The organism is Mesorhizobium sp. M8A.F.Ca.ET.165.01.1.1, assembly GCF_004792065.1.
GTDB lineage: Bacteria > Pseudomonadota > Alphaproteobacteria > Rhizobiales > Rhizobiaceae > Mesorhizobium.
This window is the reverse complement of record NZ_SRTH01000001.1, coordinates 413,878-433,210: the sequence shown is the minus strand read 5'-3', so window position 1 is coordinate 433,210 and position 19,333 is coordinate 413,878. Positions and strand designations below refer to the sequence as shown.

Sequence of the window (19,333 nt, the reverse complement as noted above, 5' to 3'; positions counted from 1 at the left end):
TCGGTTCCGCTGGGGCGAAATGACGCCCTGAGAGAGGCGTTGGGACCCTTGCGGTGCGCTTGATGTTGTATCTGGGTACGAGCAGCGCACTCGTTGGCACGTTGTTTGGAGGGGTTGGAACTGTTATGATCCGTACCGAGGCTCGGCCCAGCGACCACACACAGCAAGGCAGCATGCAGACCGCCGGAAGGACCCTTACGCGGCGCACGCCGAAGCAGCAACGCTCGCGGCAGACCGTCGACGTCGTGCTAGAGGCGGTACAGCTTGTAGCCAAGCGCCACGGGACACTGGCGATTACCACCAATCGCATTGCCGAGGCCGCCGGCGTCAGTGTCGGATCGCTGTATCAGTACTTCCCCGACAAGCGCGCGATCTTCACAGCTCTTCACGACCGGCACGTCGATGAGGTGCGGCGGGTCATCAAGCAGACGATCACCGACTGCGCCTCGGCTTCGCTGGAGGAATTCGCGCGCGAACTCGTCCTGGGCCTGGTGAACGCGCACGCGGAAACTGCCGAACTGCACGACGTTGTCGCGTCCGCTGTTCCGCACAGCGCTCTCGGCTTCAAGAATGCGCTGCATCAGACCTTCGGACAAGTCCTGTCACGCGCCGAGGACCCGGAGCGGTACAGCCTCGACGAGACGGAGCGGATGCTTTTTGTCCTACCTCGCATGGTGGAAGCGCTCGTGCACGGAGGACAGCACGCGCCCCTCTCGCGCGATGGTGCAAGGAGCGAGGCAATCCGCACCGTACTGGTCTACGTGAATTCCTTTCAGGGCAGCGCTCCGAAAGACTACTGAAACGACGCGGTATTCTCGGTGGCCCACTGGTCGAACGGGATTGGTTCCCGTCCGGTTATCTCCTTTACGCCATCCGTCACTGTATCAAGCCGGCCCTCGCGCACCGCCCGCCAGATGTCCTCGAGCGCATCCGCATAGGCGCCTTTCCCGGCCCATTCGACCGTGCGTGCGTATGCCTGACCGTCCGTTATTTCCTCGAAGCGAACGGGCTTGCCGATGGCTCTACCGATCGTATCCGTCATCTCCCCATACGACAGCGCCTCAGGGCCGGTGATCACAAGTGCCTGGCCGTCGTAGTCGCGTGTGGTCAGGGAGGCTGTGGCGACGGCAGCGATGTCGTCTGGATGGATGAATGCGATCTTGCCCCCACCCGTGGATGAGCGCAGCACGCCCTCTCGGCGGATGGACTCCGACCAACCGAAGGCGTTGGACATGAATCCGGCTGCTTGAATGAATGTGAACGCCACCCCGCTCTCCCGAACGGCATTCTCGCCCCGTGCATGCCACGGACCGGTGCCGATTCCGGTTCGCACGTCTAGCGTGGAGAGCTTGACCACATGTCGGACGCCTGCGCGGTTGGCAGCGCAGGAGACCGCGCGATCTCGCTTCTCGAGATCCAATCCATCCGTGACGAGGAATATCCCGTCGACTCCAACCAGCGCCCTGCCCAACGAGGGACCTGGATTCTCGAGGTCTCCGACATGAATGTCGACCTGGTCGCAGAAAAGGGCTTTGGCCCTCTTCGTGGAGCGGACAAAAACGGACGGGCGTGCCCCCGCATTAATGAGGCGCTGAACTACCCGGGCGCCGATGTTTCCCGTAGCGCCGATGACCAGGTATTTCACTTGAGTTTGCTCCAGCCACGGATCACCTCGAACGCCATTTGCTTCTGGCCAGCCAGGGTGAAATGCAGACCGTCGCTTATGAGGAAGTCCGAAGGAGGCGGGCTCCCCAAAATAGAGAAGGCGTCGATGACGGGCCCGTCGCCGTCGCGAATAATCTTGGCGACTCGCTCAAGATCTTGGTTGCGGAACCGAACCCCGAACCTGGCAAGGCCCGGATGCGTCGCGACCTGCGCTTCGTTGACCGCTGGCGGGGTGATCCAAACGCAGCTCGCCTTGGTCTCTCGGGAAACGCGCTGGCGCAACTCCGCGATGTTGCGCGCGGTCTCCTCGTGATGGACGAGTGTCTTGGTGGGGTGCGGGCCCTGCGTGCGCGCATCATTGGTACCGAACAGGAAGAGGATCCAGTCGGGCCGGGCATCGGTAATCTCTCTGACACGCACAAGACCGTGCGTGGTCGTCTCGCCCGCCACCGCGCTGATGGTCAGCGAAATCTCCTCGGCACCTCGGCGCATCGTCAGCATTTCCCTCAGGATCACCGCCCAGGACTGGGGCTCGGATGTCAAGCTGTCGCCGAACACCACTACTTTGGCCCCTCTGCGAAGCGGAAGGCGATCGACCATCGATGCCACGGCCTGGTCCGCAAGCAGGGCGCTAGCCGCTTCCGAGGCCTCCTTTTGCATGCGGCCAAGTTCGGCCGCGTAAACCTCGACCGGAAGGCCAAGTAGCGCTGCATGAGCGTCCTGGCCGAAATTCGCACCTCCGGGGAGGGAGGCCAGACTCCGCTCGGGTTGGATGACCTTCAAAAGCCAGTTCACCTGTTCATTCGACATCGATTCACCTCGCACCTGAATTCATCCGCACAGGTGATAGATAGCCGCGTCCCAGGAACGCCGCTACTCGCGTTATCGGGTCGATAAGGATTTGAAAATACTGATAAATTTTGCAACATCCGGAGTCTTCATCAGGTTCCAGCTCCTGCGGACACCGCTCGCTTTCACCGCTGACAGCCGACAACCAGGGGGACTTCATCGACCCGTTGCACGACATCGCGTACTCACAAACGACATTCGCGCCCGCGAAGTAGAGACCTGGAAGTGTTGGCGAGCCAGGTGAACGGATCGACGCCGCTCATCTTGGCGGCCTGCAGGATCGTGGCGATCGTCGACCCTGTCTGCCACCGCCATCAGACCCGGCGAAGACCGCATTCTTGCGTTTGATTGTGTGGGGCCGAATGGCGCGATCCACCGTGTTCGAACCGATGTCGAGACAGCCGTCGGCGACGCTCATCCCGGGCTGGTTTCGCTGGCGGGCTCCTAGCGGGAGGCCGGCAATTGCAGGCCGGCTCACCTGAATATCCGCCGACCTAATGCAGCACCAGCATATCGCTCGACGAGAACGAAATCTCGGCCTTCTCCCCGACTGCGGGCGGCGGGGTGGCGGAGTTGTTGAACGTGTCGAGCGACACTATGTTGCCGCCGATGCCGACGCGGACCCGGATCACCGAGCCGAGAAAATGCACTTCGGAAATCTCCCCGGTCAGGCTGGCGTCGCGGCCAGGCTGGCGGCCGAGCGAAATTGCCTCGGGCCGCAGCGCCAGCGACAGCATGTCGCCGGACTTCGAGCCGTTGAGCTTGCCCTTCAGTTCGACTTCCTGGGTGTTGACCTGCACCTTGCCGGACGCGGCGTCGGTGACCTTGCCCTCGAGCACGTTGAGCGTGCCGACGAAATTGGCGACGAACTTGGTCGCCGGCCGGTTGTAGATCTCGAACGGCGTGCCGACCTGCTCGGCCTTGCCGCCATACATGACGGCGATGCGATCGGAGATCGACAAAGCCTCTTCCTGGTCATGGGTGACGAAGATAGTGGTGATGCCGAGCTTCTTCTGGATAGAGCGTATTTCCTCGCGCAGCGATACGCGCACCTTGGCATCCAGCGCCGACAGCGGCTCGTCGAGCAAAAGCAGCTTCGGCTTCGGCGCGATCGCGCGCCCCAGCGCGATGCGCTGCTGCTGGCCGCCTGAGAGCTGGTAGGGATAGCGGTCGGCCATCTGCGGCAGCTTGATCATGTCGAGCATTTCGGCGACACGGGCATCGATGTCCGCCCGGGGCATGCCGGCGACCTTCAGGCCGAAGCCGATGTTCTGCGCCACGGTCAGGTTCGGGAACAGCGCATAGGCCTGGAACACCATGCCGACATTGCGCTGGTTGGGCTTCAACCGGGTGATGTCCTTGCCGGCGACGACGATCTTGCCGGCGCTTGGCTCCTCGAAGCCAGCGACCATACGCAGGACGGTGGTCTTGCCACAGCCGGACGGCCCGAGGAACGAGACGAACTCACCCGGCTCGACGTCGAGATTGAAATCCTCCACGACCGTGGTGGCGCCGAAGGATTTTCGGACGTGCTGGATGGAGAGGAATGGCTCGGCCATGATTCTTTCTTTCGATCAATTCGGACGGTTAGCAGACTTCGGCGCAAACCGCGACAGAACCTGGATCAGCGACATGCAACCCCAGGTGATTGCGAAGGCGATAATGGACAGCGCTGCCGGTTCATAGGCCCTGTTGGCCACCAGGTTCTGCAAGTATGGACCGAAAGCGGGCCGATTGAGCAGACTGGCCATGGTGAACTCGCCAATGACGATCGCAAACGTCAGGAAGGCGCCGGAGAGCACCGCGATCAACACGTTGGGCAGGATCACGCGAGCGACGATCGTACCCCAGCCGGCGCCGAGGATCTGGGCCGCTTCCGTCAGTGTCCGCACGTCGATGGTACGAAGCCCGGTATCGACGGCTCTGTACATATAGGGCAGTGCCAGTGCCGCGTAGCCGATGACCAGCAGGGCGTTCGTGGCCGTATTGTTCGACAGGAACGGCAGGGGCGAATTCGAGCCATACATTCTGATGTAGCCGAAAACGATGACGATGGCCGGGATGACCAGCGGCAACAAGGTGATGAACTCGACCACTGGGCGAAGCTGTGGCAGACGCAGCCGGATCCAGTAAGCGGTGGGCACAACAATCAGCACACCGAGCAGGATGGTGAAGACCGCCACGATCACCGAGTACATGAAAGTTGTCTGGAACTGGCTGTCACCAAGCACGACCTTGTAGGCATCGAAGGAATAGACGCCGCGACGCATGCGCAGTGAAAACTCGATCGTCGCGATGAGCGGTATGAAGAAATAGGCCGCGCCGAGGATGAAGACGATCCAGGCCCAGAATCTGCCAGCCTTCATTTGAGCCACCTCTCGGAACGGGTGCGGAACCAGATATAGAAAATGTTGGCCAGCCCAGTGATGAAAATCATGCCGAAAGCGATGGCATAACCGAGATGGGCATTATGCAACACGTCGCCTCGGATCTGCGCATAGAGCACGATCGGAATGATGTTTAGAGAAGAACCCGTCAGCGCATAGGCAGTGGCGATTGCACCGAAGGCATTGGCAAACAGCAGGATAACGGTGCCGAGGAAGCTTGGCCACAAAACAGGGATGACAACCATGCGCCAGTACTGAGCTTGGGTGGCGCCGAGCGTCGATGCTGCTTCACCCCATTCCTTCTTCAATCCATCGATCGCCGGCACGATAATTACGACCATAAGCGGGATCTGGAAATAGACATAGGTGATGGTAAGGCCCCAGAACGATAACAGGTTGAAGCCGTGGGCGTAGAGGTTAAGGCCGACCAACACGTTGAGCAAGACCGTGACCAGGCCGACCCGGCCGAGCGTTGCAATGAAGGCGAAAGCCAGCGGCACACCGGCAAAGTTCGATGCCACGCCCGAAAAGGTGAGCGTCGCGGAACGGATCCAGTTTGGCAGGCCGCCACGCACGATGGCAATGGCGATTGCGAGCCCGGCGAAAGCACCGATCAATGAAGAGGCCAGACTGACTTTGATCGAGATCCAGTAGGCAGCGAGGATGGTGGGCAACTGACAATTTGAGTCAGTCCACGAGACCCAGGCCCCATACTGGCACTGCAGGTATTTCGACAGATTGGGCGGATCGAAAATGCCGACGATGTTTGCGAGCGTAAACTCGCCTGCTTCGTTCTGAAACGCGCCCATCATGAGGTAAAGCGTCGGCAGGATAAGAAACATGACGGCGAAGATGAAGAATGGCGTCACGCCAAGCCATTGTGTCGGCAGCCGCAAGGCGCGCACTTCCTCAGGGGGCGCGGCCTTTCCCGCAATGGCCTGATTGGAAAGCGAGAAATCGGTCATGCGCCGGCTACCGTCTTCGAGGGAAGATCGGGCGGCCATATGGCCGCCCGATCAAGTTCAAATGTTACTTGACGTTGGCACCGACGACGGCGTCCCAGTTCTTGGTGATGGCTTCCTTGGCCTTGCCCTGCTCGTCCAGCGTCGGGAACACGGCCGCCGCATATGATTCAGCCGGCGGCAGCTTGGCCAGCACGTCGGCCGGGATCTTGCCGTTCTTGGCGAGATCGTTGAAGCGGATCGGGTGGCAATAGCCGTTCAGCCAGCCGATCTGGCCTTCGTCGGAATAGAGATATTCCATCCACAGCTTGGCGGCGTTCGGATGCGGCGCATAGGCGCTGATCGCCTGCACGTACACACCGGCGACGACGCCGGTCTTCGGCACGATGACGTCGACGGGCGGATTGCCCTTCAGCGTGTCGCGGCCCGAAAGCGCGTTGTAGTCCCAGGTTACGAGGATCGGCGTCTGGCCTTGGGCGAGCGTCGCCGTCTTGCCGATGACCGGCACGAAATTGCCGGCGGCGTTGAGCTTCTTGAAGAAGTCCAGGCCAGCCGTGCCCGCGGCTTCACCAGCTGCCGCACCACCGGAAAGGCCGGCGGCGTAGACGGCCTGGATGGCCTGGTTCGAAGCGCGCGGATCACCGGCAAGCGCCACCGAGTTGGCGAATTCCGGCTTCAGCAGGTCGGCCCAGTCCGTCGGAGCTTCCTTGACCAGATCCTTGTTCACTTCGAAGGCGAGCACGCCGTAATAGTCGCCGTACCAGGCTCCATCGGCATCCTTGGCGCTGTCCGGGATCGAGTCCCAGGTCGACACCTTGTAAGGCATCAGCAGGCCGTCGGCCTTGGCGGTCGGGCCGAAGGACAGGCCGACGTCGATGACGTCGGGAGCCTGCGGGCCCTTATTGTCCTTGTTGGCCTTGATCGCCTCGACCTCGTCGCCGGAGCCGGCATCGGGGTTGAGTTCGTTGATGGTGATTTCCGGATACTTCGCTTTGAAGCCGGCGATAACGTCGCCGTAGCCGCACCAGTCATGCGGCAGCGCGATGGTGGTGAGCTGGCCTTCAGCCTTCGCGGCCTTGACGAGATCGTCCAGCGAAGCCGCGGACGAAATCACCGACGACACCATCAGGGTCGCGGCCGAAAGGGAAAGCACCTTCCCCGTGAATTTGAACATGTGTTCTCTCCGTTGAACTGGCGCCGTTGGACGCCTGCGATGCGGTATCGTTTTCGTGTGACAGCCAGATGAAAGCTTTGTGAAACCAGCCGTCAGCAGCGCCAAAAGTTAACTCTTTTTAACAGGCTGTAGCAATTAGCCATCACTTAATTTTCCGGCTAATCATTAATCCGCCCGTCTTTCGCCCCTTCCCCTTTCCTTTCCCCTCGTTTCCCGATCAACTTCCGCCCCCCGGAACCGGCCTCAGACCGTCCCGGCGATGGCGTTTTCGAGCAGTGTCAGCGCGGCCTTCTTGGTCAGCTTGACCGGGTTGCCGCCGGCCGTCGGATCGACCACCGCCATGTCGGCGATCAGTCCCTTGCGCTTCTTGTCCATGTCGAGCCCCTTGATCAGGCCCGGCAGTGCGTGCGGCACCTTCAATTCCTTGCGCAGCTTGATGACAGCCTTGGCGAAGCCGTCGAAACCGCCCTTGATGCCGCAATAGGCGGCGAGCCGGGCAATACGCTCCTCGATGGAGTCGCGGTTGAAGGCCAGCACATAGGGCATGAACACGGCGTTGGTCATGCCGTGATGGGTGTCGTAGAGCGCGCCGATCGGATGAGACAGTGAGTGGATGGCGCCCAGCCCCTTCTGGAAGGCCGCGGCGCCCATGGCCGCCGCGCTCATCATATGGGCGCGGGCGACAAGGTCCTTGCCATTGGCATAGGCCTTCGGCAGGTTTTCGAAGACTAGGCGCACACCTTCGACCGCGATGCCGTCAGCCATCGGATGATAGCCCGGCGCGCAATAGGCCTCGAGGCAATGGGCGAGTGCATCCATGCCGGTGCCGGCGGTGATGAAAGAAGGCATGCCGACCGACAGCTCCGGATCGGCGATCACGATCGCCGGCAATAACTTCGGATGGAAGATGACCTTCTTGGTATGCGTCTCCTCGTTGGTGATGACACCAGCGCGTCCGACCTCCGAGCCGGTGCCAGCCGTGGTCGGCACCGCGATGATCGGAGCGATGGCGTCGGAATTGGCGCGCGTCCACCAGTCGCCGACATCCTCGAAGTCCCAAACCGGCCTGACTTGACCGGCCTGAAAGGCGATCAGCTTGCCGAGGTCGAGCGCCGAGCCGCCGCCGAAAGCGATGACGCCGTCATGCTTGCCCTTCTTGAACACCGCAATGCCGGCGGTGAGGTTGGAGTCCACCGGGTTCGGCTTCACCTCGGAGAACACGCCATAGGGCACCTTGGCGTCGTCGAGAATCCTGAGCGTCGTGGCGACGACCGGCAGCTTGGCCAGCCCCGGATCGGTGACGAAGAGCGGCCGCTTGATGCCGGTGGCCGCCAGCACCTCCGGCAGTTCCTTGATGCGGCCAGCGCCGAAGCGGACTGTGGTGGGGTAGTTCCATTTGGAGATGAGCTTGGACATTTTTGTCTTTCGAAAATTAGATGGCTTCACGCAGATGAAATGATTTCGGCCTCGTCAGATTGTCGTAGCCGATGGCCGACAGCCCGGCGCCCTTGCCGGTGTCCTTGACGCCGGTCCAGACCAGCGCCGGATCGAGATAGTCGCAGCGGTTCATGAACACCGTGCCGGTCTCGACCCGGTCGCCGATCGCCACCGCGTGCTCGGTGTCGCGTGTCCAGATCGAGGCGGTCAGCCCATAGGCGCTGTCGTTCATCAGCGCGATCGCCTCCTCGTCGTTGCGCACTTTCATGATGCCGACGATCGGGCCAAAACTTTCCTCGCGCATGACGCTCATCTGGTGGTCGACTCCGGTCAGCACCTCGGGCGCCAGATAGGGCGAGCCGGGCTGGTCGTTGGCCACCTTCATGTTGATGTGCGCCACCGCACCCTTGCGCAGCGCCTCGGCCTTCTGCTCGCGGATCAGGTCGGCAAAACGCGCCTGCGCCATCGGCCCCATCGTCGTCGTCTGGTCGAGCGGATTGCCGACGACGTAGTTCTTCGTCTCGGCGATAAAGCCTTCGACGAATTCGTCATAGACCTTCTCGTGCACATATACGCGTTCGATGCCGCAGCAGCATTGGCCTGAGTTGTAGAAGGCGCCGTCGACCAGATTGGCCACGGCGTGGTCCATCTTGGCATCGGCCAGCACATAGGCCGGGTCCTTGCCGCCGAGCTCGAGGCCAAGCGTCATGAAGGTGCCTGCCGCCGCCGTTTCAATGGCGCGGCCGCCGGCGACCGATCCGGTGAAATTGACATGGTCGATCTTGCCCGAACCCAGCAGTTTTTCGGTCTGGGCGTGATTGAGAACGACGTTCTGGAACACGCCCTTGGGCAGCCCGGCCTTGTCGAAAGCCTGTTGGAAGCGCTCGCCGACCAGCAATGTCTGCGCCGCATGTTTCAGGATGACGGCATTGCCGGCCATCAGTGCCGGCACGATGGTGTTGACGGCTGTGAGATAGGGATAGTTCCATGGCGCGATCACCATGACCACGCCGAGCGGATCCTTCTTCACATAGCGGCGGAAGCCGTCCTTGGGATTGGAAGCCGGCACGGATTTCAGCGCCGCCTCGGCGATCTCGACCATATAGGTGGTGCGCTCCTTGACGCCGCCGAACTCGCCGCCATACCGAACCGGACGCCCCATCTGCCAGGCGATCTCCGGCACGATCTCGTCTGATTTCGCAACCAGCGCTTCGAGCATCGCCAGCATGTACTTGCCGCGCTCGACGATCGGCGTCTGCGCCCACTTCTCCTGCGCCGCCTTGGCACGCTCGACCGCGGCATTGATCGCCTGGTCCGTCGCGACCGGACGCTCGGCATAGATCGAGCCGTCGATGGGAGATTTCAGTTTGACCGTTTCGGTCATCGTTTAAGTCCTCGCACTTCTGTAACAATCGAAAAATCACATGGCTTGGCGCTGCCCCTTCTCCCCGTGTAGCGACGGGGAGAAGGGAAACGCTCCAGCGCTGGCATCCCTCTCTCACCGTTCTTCACGGGGAGAGGGTAAGGGTGAGGGACGGCTCTAACGTCGTGGCAATCTAGTACCGCTCGAACCCTCTGTGCAGCTCCCAATCCGTAATGCGGCGGTCGTATTCGAACTGCTCCCACTTGGCCGTGTGGACGTAGTGCTCCAGCACATCCTCGCCGAGCGCCTGTTTCAGCATTTTCGACTTGGCCAGCGTGTCGGTGGCGTCGCGCAGCGTCTTCGGGATCTCCGGCAGGCGCGAGGCCTGGTAGGCATCGCCGACGAACGGCTTCTGCAGCTCAAGCTTCTCGTCGATGCCGGCAAGGCCGGCGGCGATCAGTGCGGCGAAAGCCAGATAAGGATTGAGGTCGGCGCCGCCGATGCGGCATTCCATGCGGATGCCCTTGGTGCCCTCGCCGCACAGGCGGAAGCCGGCGGTGCGGTTGTCCTCGCTCCACATGATCTTGGTCGGTGCGAAGGTGCCGGCCTGGAAGCGCTTGTAGGAATTGATGTAGGGCGCCAGGAACCAGGTGAATTCCTTCGCATACTTCAACTGTCCGGCCGCCCATTGCTGGCCGAGTGTCGACAAGGTCCAGTCGGCTTGTCTGTCGAAGAACAGCGGCGTCTTGCCGTCGGCGCTCCACAGCGAATTGTGGATGTGGCTGGAATTGCCGGCGAGGCCGTAATTGTACTTCGACATGAAGGAGATCGCCTTGCCTTCGGACTCGGCGATCTCCTTGGCGCCGTTCTTCAGGATGACGTGGCGGTCGGCCATGTCGAGCGCTTCGGCATAACGCACGTTGATCTCTTCCTGGCCCGGACCCCACTCGCCCTTGGAATTCTCGATCGGAATGCCGGCGGCTTCCATCTCGTTGCGAAGCCGGCGCATGACGCCTTCTTCCTTGGTGGTGATGCCGATCTGGTAGTCGCCGATATAGGGCGACGCGGTGTCGAGACCTTGCCAGTGCTTCTTGCGGGCGGAATCGTAGGTCTCGTTGAACAGGTAGAATTCGAGCTCGGAAGCGAAATAGCCGATATAGCCACGCTCCGTCAGCCGCTTCACCTGCTTCTTCAATATGGCGCGCGGCGAGTGCGGAAGGTCGTCATGGGTATGGTGGTCGAGCACGTCGCAGATCACCAGCGCCGTCTTTTCCAGCCAGGGAATACGCCGCAGCGTCGCAAGGTCCGGCTTCATGACGAAATCGCCATAGCCCTTCGACCAGCTTGCCGCCTTGTAGCCCGGCACCGGCTCCATATCGATATCGGCCGCCAGCAGATAGTTGCAGCCATGCGTTTCGTCATGTGCGGAATCGACGAAGTACTGCGCCAGGAATCGTTTTCCCGCCAGTCGGCCCTGCATGTCGACGATGCATGCCAGCACCGTGTCGATCTCGCCATTGGAGACCGCTTTCTTCAACTGATCGAACGAGAAATTTCCGGCCATTCCTTTGGCACTCCAGCGCTTGGTCGTTTCGGGCTTGTCATATTGAACGGGAAAAAACCGTGGCGAGCGAACCCGCCACGGTTTGATTGGCTGTTTAGGCGGATTCGCCGACGGCCTTTTCAGCGGCTGCGATGGTCGCCCTGCGCTTGGCGAGTGCCGCCTCGCCAATGGGCGGCCCCTGGAAGCGGCGATTTTCAACGGCGAACCACAAGACGACGAGCAGAATGATCAACCCAATCGCATAATTGATCAGGATGTCGAAGGGCGGCTGGATGCCGGCATACATCAACACCAGGACACCAAGCACGGTGATGATGGCGAACGGCTTTGACCAGATGCCGAGCCGGAATGGTCCGAATTCGGTCCAGCTCTTTCCTTCCGCAAGAAGTCCGGCTGCGATCGGCATGGCATAGGAGACGTAGAGGAAGAGAGCGCAGCCGGCTGCAAGCGCCGCGAAAGCCGGCGAATAGAGCGTGGCGGCGATCGACAGCACGACGCCGAGCCAGATAGCCGGAACTGGCGTGCGCCAGGTCGGCGAAACCTGCTTCCACAAAGACGACCCCGGCAGACCCCCGTCACGCGAAAAGGCGAAGATCATACGCGATGTCGAAGTGAGGCCGGCCAGCGCGCACAGATAGTTCGACAGCACGATGGCGATGCCGAGCAGAGCCTTGAGCCAGGTTGGCGCCGGCAGATTGTTGAACAGGTTGAACCAGGCATTGCCGCCGTCCTTGGCGGTCGCCACGAGATCGGGGCTCGCAAGGACGAAGGAGACCGCCATGACGAAACCGAAGACGAGAGACCAGAGGACCGCGTGGATCATGCCCCTGGGCACCGCAACGCGGGCATTGTGTGTCTCCTCGGCAGTGTGCGCCGAGGCGTCGAAGCCGGTGATCGTGTAAAGCGGGTAGAGAAGGCCGATCAGGAAGGCCACCAGCGCCGTGCGGGCCGTCGGAACATAGCCGCCCCCGAGATCGCCGGTCGTGTTGACGAAGGTCGTCAGTCGCGAAAGGTCGAAACCATGCGCGCCCCAGATCAGGAAGGTCAGCGTCAGCACAACCGCAACGACGAGGATGAGGTAGCCGGAAAAATCGGTCAATCTCGTTGTCGTCTTGATGCCGAGATGATTGAACAGACCTTGGGTGACGGTAATGATCACGACAGCCACCGTCTGCTGCCAGAAGCCCCAGGTCGATGTGTCCCAGCCGAAGATCGGACCTGCGACGAGCCCTTGAAACAGCAGGTAGACGCCGACATTCACCGAGGCGACCACGAAGATCAGGCCGAGCAGGTTGATCCAGGCCGTGGCCCAGCCCCAGCCGCGACCGCCCAGGATCGACGACCAGTGATAGAGGCCGCCGGCGGTAGGATAGGCCGAGCCGATCTGGCCCAGCGAAGCAGCGACGACAAGGGCGAAGACGCCCCCGATGAGCCAGCCGATGGTCGCCTCGAAACCACTGCCGGTGGCCATCGCCAGCGGGAAAGACGTAATGCCGCCCGCCAGGATGCAGATAATCGAGAAGGAAATGGCGAAGTTGGAGAAGCCGCTCATGCGGCGAGCCAATTCCTGGGCGTAACCCATACTGTGAAGGATTTTTGTGTCCTCCGACTTGTCGGAGTGATCAGGTGTTGTCATGTCAGAATTCCCCTCTTGGTTCTTAGCTGGCCGATTGAACTGACTTTCCGACTGCGCTTCGTCGAGAGCCCTTGGCCTCCTCTGGCTCCAGATTCAAAAAAATGCCCGCAAGCAAATCCGCCCATTTCCGCTGCCCGGTTTCGCCGGAGATTTCATCGTTGCGGATTTCGATCATCGCGCAGGACAACCCGCGCGAGCGCGCATGCCGTTCGAGCGTGAAATAGACGCGGTCGGCAGGCGAATAGGGTTCGTTGACGCCGACGGTGACGCCGGCAAGCCGCTGCAGTGCGCCGATCAGCGGCGCCGCCAACCGGCGATCCTCGTCATGGATGATGCCGATATGCCACGGCCGGTTGCGGCCCTTGTAAACCGGCGTGAAGGAATGCACGGAGACTAGCCGGGTCTCCTGGCCGCGCGCCAGCCTGTCTTCGATAATTCCCGCAATCGTGTCGTGGAATGGCTGCCATGACAAGGCGACGCGCTGCGCACGCTGCTTGTCCGAAAGGCCTGCATTCCCCGGTATGGCTGTGGTTTCGCTGACCGGCGGCACCAGGTCCGGCGCATCGAGCGGCCGGTTGCAGTCGATGATCAACCGCGAAATGCGGGTTTCGACCAGCGTCGCGTCGAGCGCCTGCGCCATGCGCAGCGCAACCGGCAGCGCGCCGGGATCCCAGGCGATGTGGCGCGACAGGTCCTCGGTCGCGAGGCCGAGCGTGCCGAATTCGGCCGGCAGGAAATTGGAAGCGTGGTCGCAGGTCAGTACGAAGGGGCTCGATCCGCCGGGATTGGTCACCCCCACGGTATCAGACGATGCAAGGCTGGCGGGCCGTGCTTTCTCCATACTCTGCCGTCCCCGGGGAGCGCTGTATCGTATGTTACGTATTTTGCCTCATTGCGTCCCTACGGATGATTTCATACAGTTTGTCCGGCTTTGTCAAATGCGATCTGGGGAAAAGACCATCGGCCGGGCCAAGGGTGGGGAAAACCATGATTTCCAACATTGCCGAATTGATCGCCGACCGCATCGGCACCATGCCCGCCGGCGAACGACGAGCGGCCCAGACGCTGATCGCCAGCTACCCGATGATCGGGCTGAAGACTGTCGCCGAATTCTCGAACGCGGCCGGCGTCTCTTCGCCGACGATCCTGCGTTTCGTCGCCCGGCTCGGCTTCCAGAATTATCCGGAATTCCAGTCGAGCCTGCAGGATGAACTGGCGGCGCAATTGCAGTCGCCGGCAACCCGCACACTCAATCCGCCCTCGCCCGGCGGCACCGGATCGCCAATGCTGGAAGCGACGCTCGACAACATGCGCGAGACCTTCAGGCATCTGTCCGACAAGCAGCTTGCCGACATTGCCACCAGGCTTGCCGAGCGGCGCGGCAAGACATTTCTGATCGGCGGCCGCTTCACCGATCCCCTGGCGCGCTACATGGCCGCCCACCTCGCCGTCATCCAGCCCGATGTTTTTCACCTCGCCGGCCAGGAGAGCATGTGGCGCGACCGGCTGATCGACATGGGCAAGCGCGATGTGCTGGTGATCTTCGACATCAGGCGCTACCAGGACAGCCTCGTCCGCTTCGCCGAGAAGGCACACCAGCGCGGCGTTCAGATCGTGCTGTTCACCGACCAGTGGCTGTCGCCGATCGCCCGCTTTGCCCGACACGTCATCGCCGGACGAACGGCCGTGCCCTCCGCATGGGATTCCTCGGCGGCGCTTTTCGTCGTCGCCGAAACGCTGATCGGCGCCGTCACAAGACAACTCGAGGCCGACGGCGCCCGGCGCATCCGCGAGATGGAAGGCCTGCGTTAGGCGGATCCCGGCCAAATCGCATCCGTCCCGACGGGGTGTCCCGACTTCACGTTACCGAGATTTAATGTGCACGATCGCGTGATAATTGCCATAAACCGCTGATATGCGAGGTGCGGCGTGGCCGGATTTCGCCGCCCGCCCGTACCGTCGCTGTGCCGCTCCTTCGGGAAGGGGCTGACGATTCCTGGAAACCGGAGTGTCGATGCGCACCTCAAAGCAAATTGTCGTTGCGCTTGTGATCGTGGTCGTCGCTGCGGCTGCCTGGGCGCGCTTCTATCCCGGAGCTCCCGAAGTGCTGGCGCGTTGGGGGATAGACTGGGCCTATGCGGCGACGCCTCCGGCCGGAAACAGTGCGGCCGGCGCGAGACAGGCTGGCAATCGCAATAGCCCCCGGCAGGTCGACGTCGTCGCCTTGCCTGCCGGCACGGCCACCATCAACGACCGCCTGCAGGCGATCGGCACCGGCCGCGCCAATGCCTCGGTGACCGTCAATCCCTATAGTTCGGGCCGCCTTGCCGATCTGCTGGTCGAATCCGGCAGCCATGTCGACAAGGGGCAGATCATCGCCACGCTCGATTCCGAGACGGAGATCATTGCCCAGAACCGGGCCAAGCTCGCCCTGCAGGACGCACAAGCCAAGCTCGACCGCGTCAAGTCGCTGCGCGCCTCCAACGCCGCCACGCCGGTCGCGGTCGCCGATGCCGAAGTGGTGCTGGCCGGCGCCAAGCTGGCGCTTCAGGATGCCGAGCTTGCGCTGCAGCGTCGCTCGATCCTGGCGCCGATATCGGGCACCGTCGGCATCCTGCCGATCTCGGCCGGCAACTACGTGACCAACCAGTCGGCGATCGCCACGCTGGACGACCGGTCCTCCATCCTGGTCGATTTCCAGGTGCCCGAACGCTTCGCCGCCGCCGTCAAGGTCGGCGCGCAATTGACGGCGACGCCGATCGCCAATCAGAGCAACGCCTATACCGGCACGGTGTCGGCGATCGACAATCATATCGACGAAAAGAGCCGCACCCTCCTGGTCAAGGCCAAGATCGCCAACCCAGCCGACTCGCTGCGCGCCGGCATGTCGTTCTCCATCACCATGAAATTCCCCGGCGAGACCTATCCCGCCGTCAGCCCGCTGGCGATCCTGTGGGGATCGGACGGTGCTTATGTCTGGCAGGTCGAGGACGGCAAGGCCAGGCGGTTGCCGGTTCGCATCATCCAGCGCAACACCGAAACCGTGCTGATCGACGCGGAGATCAGCCGCGGCGACATGGTTGTCACTGAGGGCACCCAAAATGTCAGCGAAGGCGGCGAGGTTCGCATCGCCGGCCAGGAGCAGCGCGCCGCCACCGCCGCGGAAGGCTCATGACCGGACCCGTCAACGCCGGCAGCGATACCGGCTTCACCGCCCTGTTCATCCGCAGGCCGGTCATGGCCTTCGTGCTCAACGTCCTCATTGCGGTTGCCGGCCTTGCGGCCTTCTACGGCGTCGAGATCCGCGAACTGCCCGACGTCGATCGTGCCGTGGTCACGGTCTCCACCACCTTCGAGGGGGCGGCGGCCGAAACCGTCGACCGCGAATTGACCGACACGATCGAGGGCGCCGTCGCACGCGTCTCCGGCGTCAAGTCGATCTCGTCTTCCTCTTCCTTCGGATCGAGCCGCGTCACCATCGAGTTCAACGACGGTGTCGACCTCAACGTCGCAGCCTCGGATGTGCGCGATGCCGTCGGCCGCGTTGCAAACCAGATGCCGGACACGGCCGATCCACCGCGCATCGTCAAGGCCGACGCCAATTCCGACGCGGTGATGCGGCTGGCGGTGACTTCGGACACCCTGTCGATCCAGGACATGACGGTGGTGGTACAGGACCAGATCGAGGACGAATTGGCCGCCGTCCCGGGCGTCGCCGACGTCCAGGTCTATGGCGACCGCGACAAGATCTTCCGCATCGACGTCGACCAGAACAAGCTCGCCAGCCTTGGCTTCACGGTCGCCGACCTCAGGGCGGCGCTCGCCTCCGTCGCCTTCGATTCCCCGGCGGGGTCGATCACCACGACCAACCAGGACCTGATCGTCCGCACCACGGCCGACGTGACGACGCCTGCGGAATTCGAAAACATCATCATCGGCGGCACGACGCGCATCCGCGATGTCGCGACCGTCACGCTCGGCCCCGATGTCGGCCAGACCACGCTGCGTTCGGACGGCAAGACCGGCATCGGCATCGGCATCATCCGGCAGGCGGAATCGAACACGCTGGACATTTCGACCGGCGTCCAGGCCGCCGTCGCCAAGCTGCAGGCGAACCTGCCCAACGGCATGTCGATCAAGATCACCAGCGACGACGCCGTCTTCGTCAAGGGTGCCGTGCACGAGGTCGAGATCGCGCTCGGCCTGTCGGTCACCATGGTGCTGATCGTCATCTACGTCTTCCTGCTCGACTGGCGCGCCACGCTGATCCCGGGCCTGTCGATGCCGGTCGCCATGATCGGCACCGTAGCCGCCATCTATCTGGCCGGCTTCTCGATCAACATCCTGACGCTGCTCGCTTTGGTGCTGGCCACCGGCCTTGTCGTCGATGACGCCATCGTGGTGCTGGAAAACATCGTGCGACGGCGCAATGAGGGCATGGGGCCGCGCGCGGCCGCCGTGCTCGGCGCGCAGGAAGTGTTCTTCGCCGTCGTTGCCACCACGCTGACGCTGGTCGCGGTCTTCGTACCGATCTCGTTCCTGCCTGGACAGACCGGCGGCCTGTTCCGCGAATTCGGCTTCGTGCTTGCGATGTCGGTGCTTCTGTCCTGCGTGGTGGCGCTGACGCTTTGCCCGATGCTTGCCTCGCGCATGCTGACCAGCGCGTCGCTTCACCACGAAGGTGGCCACGGCATCGGCGCGCGCATCGGCGGCGTCCTCAATGCCGGCTACAAGCGTGCGCTCCATGCATGTCTCGACGCGCCGTGGATCGTGGTTCTGGTCGCGGTGCTGTTTGCCGGCATCGCCTTCACGCTGTTTGGCACGATCCGCCAGGAACTGACGCCCACCGAGGATCGCGCCGCCGTGCTGTTGCGCATCAACGCCCCGCAAGGCGTCAGCCTCGACTACACCACGCAGCAGATGCGGAAGATCGAGCGGCTGATCCAGCCGATGCGCGATTCCGGCGAGATTCGCTCGACCTTCGAGAACGCCGGCCAGAACGGTTCCTACAACTCGGGCTTCATGGTGATGACGCTGGCGCCGTGGGACGAGCGAAGCCGCAGCCAGCAGGAGATCATGGCCGAGATCAGCCAGCTGACCAAACAGGTGCCCAGCGTGCGCATCTTCCCGGTCCAGCCCAACAGTCTCGGCATCCGCGGCGCCGGCAACGGCCTGCAGTTCGCTCTGGTCGGCAACGATCGCAAGGCGCTCGGCGATGCGGCGGTCAAGATCATCGCCGAGATGCAGAAGGATCAGCGCTTCCAGACGCCACGCCTGTCGATCGACCCGACGCAGCCGCAGCTGGCCGTGGCCATCGACCGTGAGCGCGCTTCCGACCTCGGCATCGACATATCCGGGCTCGCCAACACCATGCAAGCCATGCTCGACGGCAACGACGTCGTCGATGTCTACATCGCCGACCGCAGCTACGGCGTGAAGCTGGTCTCGACCACCAATCCGATCAACGACCCGACCGATCTGGAAAATGTCTTCCTCAAGACGGCGGATGGCCGCTTCGTGCCGATGTCGACCATCGCCACGCTGACCGAACGCGCCGTGCCGCCGTCGCTGTCGCGCGAACAGCAGCAGCCTTCGGTGGCAATCACCTCCAACCTCTCAGGCAATTTCGCGCTTGGCGATGCGCTGACGCGTGCCGAGGAGATCGCCACGCCGCTCCTGCCGCCCGGCAGCCGCATCCTGCCGCTGGCCGAAGCCGCCACATTGGGCGAAACCAACAGCGCCATGGTCACCATCTTCGGCTTCGCCCTGATCATCATCCTTTTGGTGCTGGCCGCCCAGTTCGAGAGTTTCGTCAGTGCCGTCATCATCATGGCGACAGTGCCGCTCGGCCTTGCCTGCGCAATTTTCGCGCTGCTGCTGTCGGGCACCAGCCTCAATGCCTACAGCCAGATCGGCCTGGTGCTTCTGGTCGGCGTCATGGCCAAGAACGGCATCCTGATCGTCGAATTCGCCAATCAGCTGCGTGATCGGGGACTGGGCGTACGCGAAGCGATCGAGCAGGCCTCCACCATCCGCCTGCGGCCGGTGATGATGACGATGATCTGCACCATACTGGGCGGTGTGCCGCTTGTGCTGGCCGCCGGCGCGGGCGCGGAGGCGCGCGGCTGGGTGATCGTCGGCGGGCTTGGCCTGGCCACCATCTCGACGCTGTTCCTGACACCGGTCGCCTATCTCCTGCTTGGCCGCTTCGTCACGCCGAAGACCCATGAGGAAGCGCGGCTGAAGCGCGAACTCGAGGAAGCCGCCTACACCAATGTGGAACCGGCGGAATAGAG

The 19,333-nt window shown here is 62.5% G+C and carries 15 protein-coding genes and 1 pseudogene; 4 read left to right on the top strand and 12 right to left on the bottom strand.

Translation table 11 applies throughout. The features are described from left to right. Positions 1 to 125: 125 nt before the first annotated feature. Positions 126 to 800, top strand: coding sequence for a TetR/AcrR family transcriptional regulator (locus EN808_RS02130; protein WP_135915025.1), 675 nt, complete (start codon positions 126 to 128; stop codon positions 798 to 800). Here the strand turns inward: EN808_RS02130 and EN808_RS02125 are convergent. The 12 genes and pseudogenes from EN808_RS02125 to EN808_RS02070 all read right to left on the bottom strand — a co-directional run bounded on the left by EN808_RS02125 (position 794) and on the right by EN808_RS02070 (position 13,878). Continuing rightward, the gene (locus EN808_RS02125; protein ID WP_127280169.1) at positions 794 to 1,645 is read right to left on the bottom strand and encodes an SDR family oxidoreductase; all 852 of its coding nucleotides are present in this window, start codon (positions 1,643 to 1,645) and stop codon (positions 794 to 796) included. The genes EN808_RS02130 and EN808_RS02125 overlap by 7 nt on opposite strands. Next, positions 1,642 to 2,475: an SGNH/GDSL hydrolase family protein gene (locus EN808_RS02120; RefSeq protein WP_127869921.1), complete on the bottom strand. Its 834-nt coding sequence runs from the start codon at positions 2,473 to 2,475 to the stop codon at positions 1,642 to 1,644. The genes EN808_RS02125 and EN808_RS02120 overlap by 4 nt, the downstream gene beginning before the upstream one ends. Before the next feature lie 272 nt (positions 2,476 to 2,747). Continuing rightward, positions 2,748 to 2,926, bottom strand: a pseudogene (locus EN808_RS02115) (transposase); the annotation flags it as partial. Between the two features lie 82 nt (positions 2,927 to 3,008). After that, positions 3,009 to 4,073, bottom strand: coding sequence for an ABC transporter ATP-binding protein (locus tag EN808_RS02110; protein ID WP_135915024.1), 1,065 nt, complete (start codon positions 4,071 to 4,073; stop codon positions 3,009 to 3,011). Between the two features lie 15 nt (positions 4,074 to 4,088). Next, positions 4,089 to 4,880, bottom strand: coding sequence for an ABC transporter permease (locus tag EN808_RS02105; protein WP_127280625.1), 792 nt, complete (start codon positions 4,878 to 4,880; stop codon positions 4,089 to 4,091). Then, the gene (locus EN808_RS02100; RefSeq protein ID WP_127280624.1) at positions 4,877 to 5,866 is read right to left on the bottom strand and encodes an ABC transporter permease subunit; all 990 of its coding nucleotides are present in this window, start codon (positions 5,864 to 5,866) and stop codon (positions 4,877 to 4,879) included. Before EN808_RS02100 ends, EN808_RS02105 begins: the two co-directional genes overlap by 4 nt. A 64-nt stretch (positions 5,867 to 5,930) precedes the next feature. Next, positions 5,931 to 7,037 (bottom strand): ABC transporter substrate-binding protein, encoded by a 1,107-nt coding sequence (locus tag EN808_RS02095; RefSeq protein WP_135915023.1) that lies wholly within the window; start codon positions 7,035 to 7,037, stop codon positions 5,931 to 5,933. 243 nt (positions 7,038 to 7,280) lie between these two features. Next, positions 7,281 to 8,453 carry an iron-containing alcohol dehydrogenase gene (locus tag EN808_RS02090; RefSeq protein WP_127279063.1) on the bottom strand — a complete coding sequence of 391 codons (1,173 nt, stop codon included), beginning with the start codon at positions 8,451 to 8,453 and terminating at the stop codon, positions 7,281 to 7,283. Between the two features lie 16 nt (positions 8,454 to 8,469). Next, positions 8,470 to 9,858 carry an aldehyde dehydrogenase family protein gene (locus EN808_RS02085; RefSeq protein WP_135915022.1) on the bottom strand — a complete coding sequence of 463 codons (1,389 nt, stop codon included), beginning with the start codon at positions 9,856 to 9,858 and terminating at the stop codon, positions 8,470 to 8,472. Positions 9,859 to 10,030: 172 nt separating this feature from the next. Then, on the bottom strand, positions 10,031 to 11,401 hold the full coding sequence (locus EN808_RS02080; RefSeq protein WP_127279065.1) for a glutamine synthetase family protein: 1,371 nt from the start codon (positions 11,399 to 11,401) through the stop codon (positions 10,031 to 10,033). 94 nt (positions 11,402 to 11,495) lie between these two features. Further along, entirely contained in the window at positions 11,496 to 13,037 is a 1,542-nt protein-coding gene (locus EN808_RS02075) for an amino acid permease (RefSeq protein ID WP_127279066.1), read from the bottom strand. A 22-nt stretch (positions 13,038 to 13,059) separates the two neighbouring features. Next, on the bottom strand, positions 13,060 to 13,878 hold the full coding sequence (locus EN808_RS02070) for an N-formylglutamate amidohydrolase (protein WP_127869929.1): 819 nt from the start codon (positions 13,876 to 13,878) through the stop codon (positions 13,060 to 13,062). Between the two features lie 146 nt (positions 13,879 to 14,024). Between EN808_RS02070 and EN808_RS02065 the strand changes: the two genes are divergently transcribed. The 3 genes from EN808_RS02065 (at position 14,025) to EN808_RS02055 (ending at position 19,331) form a co-directional block, all read left to right on the top strand. Continuing rightward, on the top strand, positions 14,025 to 14,849 hold the full coding sequence (locus tag EN808_RS02065) for a MurR/RpiR family transcriptional regulator (protein WP_135915021.1): 825 nt from the start codon (positions 14,025 to 14,027) through the stop codon (positions 14,847 to 14,849). A gap of 202 nt (positions 14,850 to 15,051) precedes the next feature. Next, the gene (locus tag EN808_RS02060; RefSeq protein ID WP_127869931.1) at positions 15,052 to 16,212 is read left to right on the top strand and encodes an efflux RND transporter periplasmic adaptor subunit; all 1,161 of its coding nucleotides are present in this window, start codon (positions 15,052 to 15,054) and stop codon (positions 16,210 to 16,212) included. After that, entirely contained in the window at positions 16,209 to 19,331 is a 3,123-nt protein-coding gene (locus tag EN808_RS02055; RefSeq protein WP_135915020.1) for an efflux RND transporter permease subunit, read from the top strand. Before EN808_RS02060 ends, EN808_RS02055 begins: the two co-directional genes overlap by 4 nt. Positions 19,332 to 19,333 lie beyond the last annotated feature (2 nt).

Excerpts from the sequence above, each read along its gene's own strand:
- EN808_RS02070 (WP_127869929.1), bottom strand. The coding sequence starts at position 13,878 with ATGGAGAAAGCACGGCCCGCCAGCCTTGCATCGTCTGATACCGTGGGG.
- EN808_RS02105 (WP_127280625.1), bottom strand. The coding sequence starts at position 4,880 with ATGAAGGCTGGCAGATTCTGGGCCTGGATCGTCTTCATCCTCGGCGCG.
- EN808_RS02055 (WP_135915020.1), top strand. The coding sequence starts at position 16,209 with ATGACCGGACCCGTCAACGCCGGCAGCGATACCGGCTTCACCGCCCTG.
- EN808_RS02080 (WP_127279065.1), bottom strand. The coding sequence starts at position 11,401 with ATGGCCGGAAATTTCTCGTTCGATCAGTTGAAGAAAGCGGTCTCCAAT.
- EN808_RS02095 (WP_135915023.1), bottom strand. The coding sequence starts at position 7,037 with ATGTTCAAATTCACGGGGAAGGTGCTTTCCCTTTCGGCCGCGACCCTG.
- EN808_RS02085 (WP_135915022.1), bottom strand. The coding sequence starts at position 9,858 with ATGACCGAAACGGTCAAACTGAAATCTCCCATCGACGGCTCGATCTAT.
- EN808_RS02075 (WP_127279066.1), bottom strand. The coding sequence starts at position 13,037 with ATGACAACACCTGATCACTCCGACAAGTCGGAGGACACAAAAATCCTT.
- EN808_RS02120 (WP_127869921.1), bottom strand. The coding sequence starts at position 2,475 with ATGTCGAATGAACAGGTGAACTGGCTTTTGAAGGTCATCCAACCCGAG.
- EN808_RS02060 (WP_127869931.1), top strand. The coding sequence starts at position 15,052 with ATGCGCACCTCAAAGCAAATTGTCGTTGCGCTTGTGATCGTGGTCGTC.
- EN808_RS02130 (WP_135915025.1), top strand. The coding sequence starts at position 126 with ATGATCCGTACCGAGGCTCGGCCCAGCGACCACACACAGCAAGGCAGC.
- EN808_RS02065 (WP_135915021.1), top strand. The coding sequence starts at position 14,025 with ATGATTTCCAACATTGCCGAATTGATCGCCGACCGCATCGGCACCATG.
- EN808_RS02090 (WP_127279063.1), bottom strand. The coding sequence starts at position 8,453 with ATGTCCAAGCTCATCTCCAAATGGAACTACCCCACCACAGTCCGCTTC.
- EN808_RS02110 (WP_135915024.1), bottom strand. The coding sequence starts at position 4,073 with ATGGCCGAGCCATTCCTCTCCATCCAGCACGTCCGAAAATCCTTCGGC.
- EN808_RS02100 (WP_127280624.1), bottom strand. The coding sequence starts at position 5,866 with ATGACCGATTTCTCGCTTTCCAATCAGGCCATTGCGGGAAAGGCCGCG.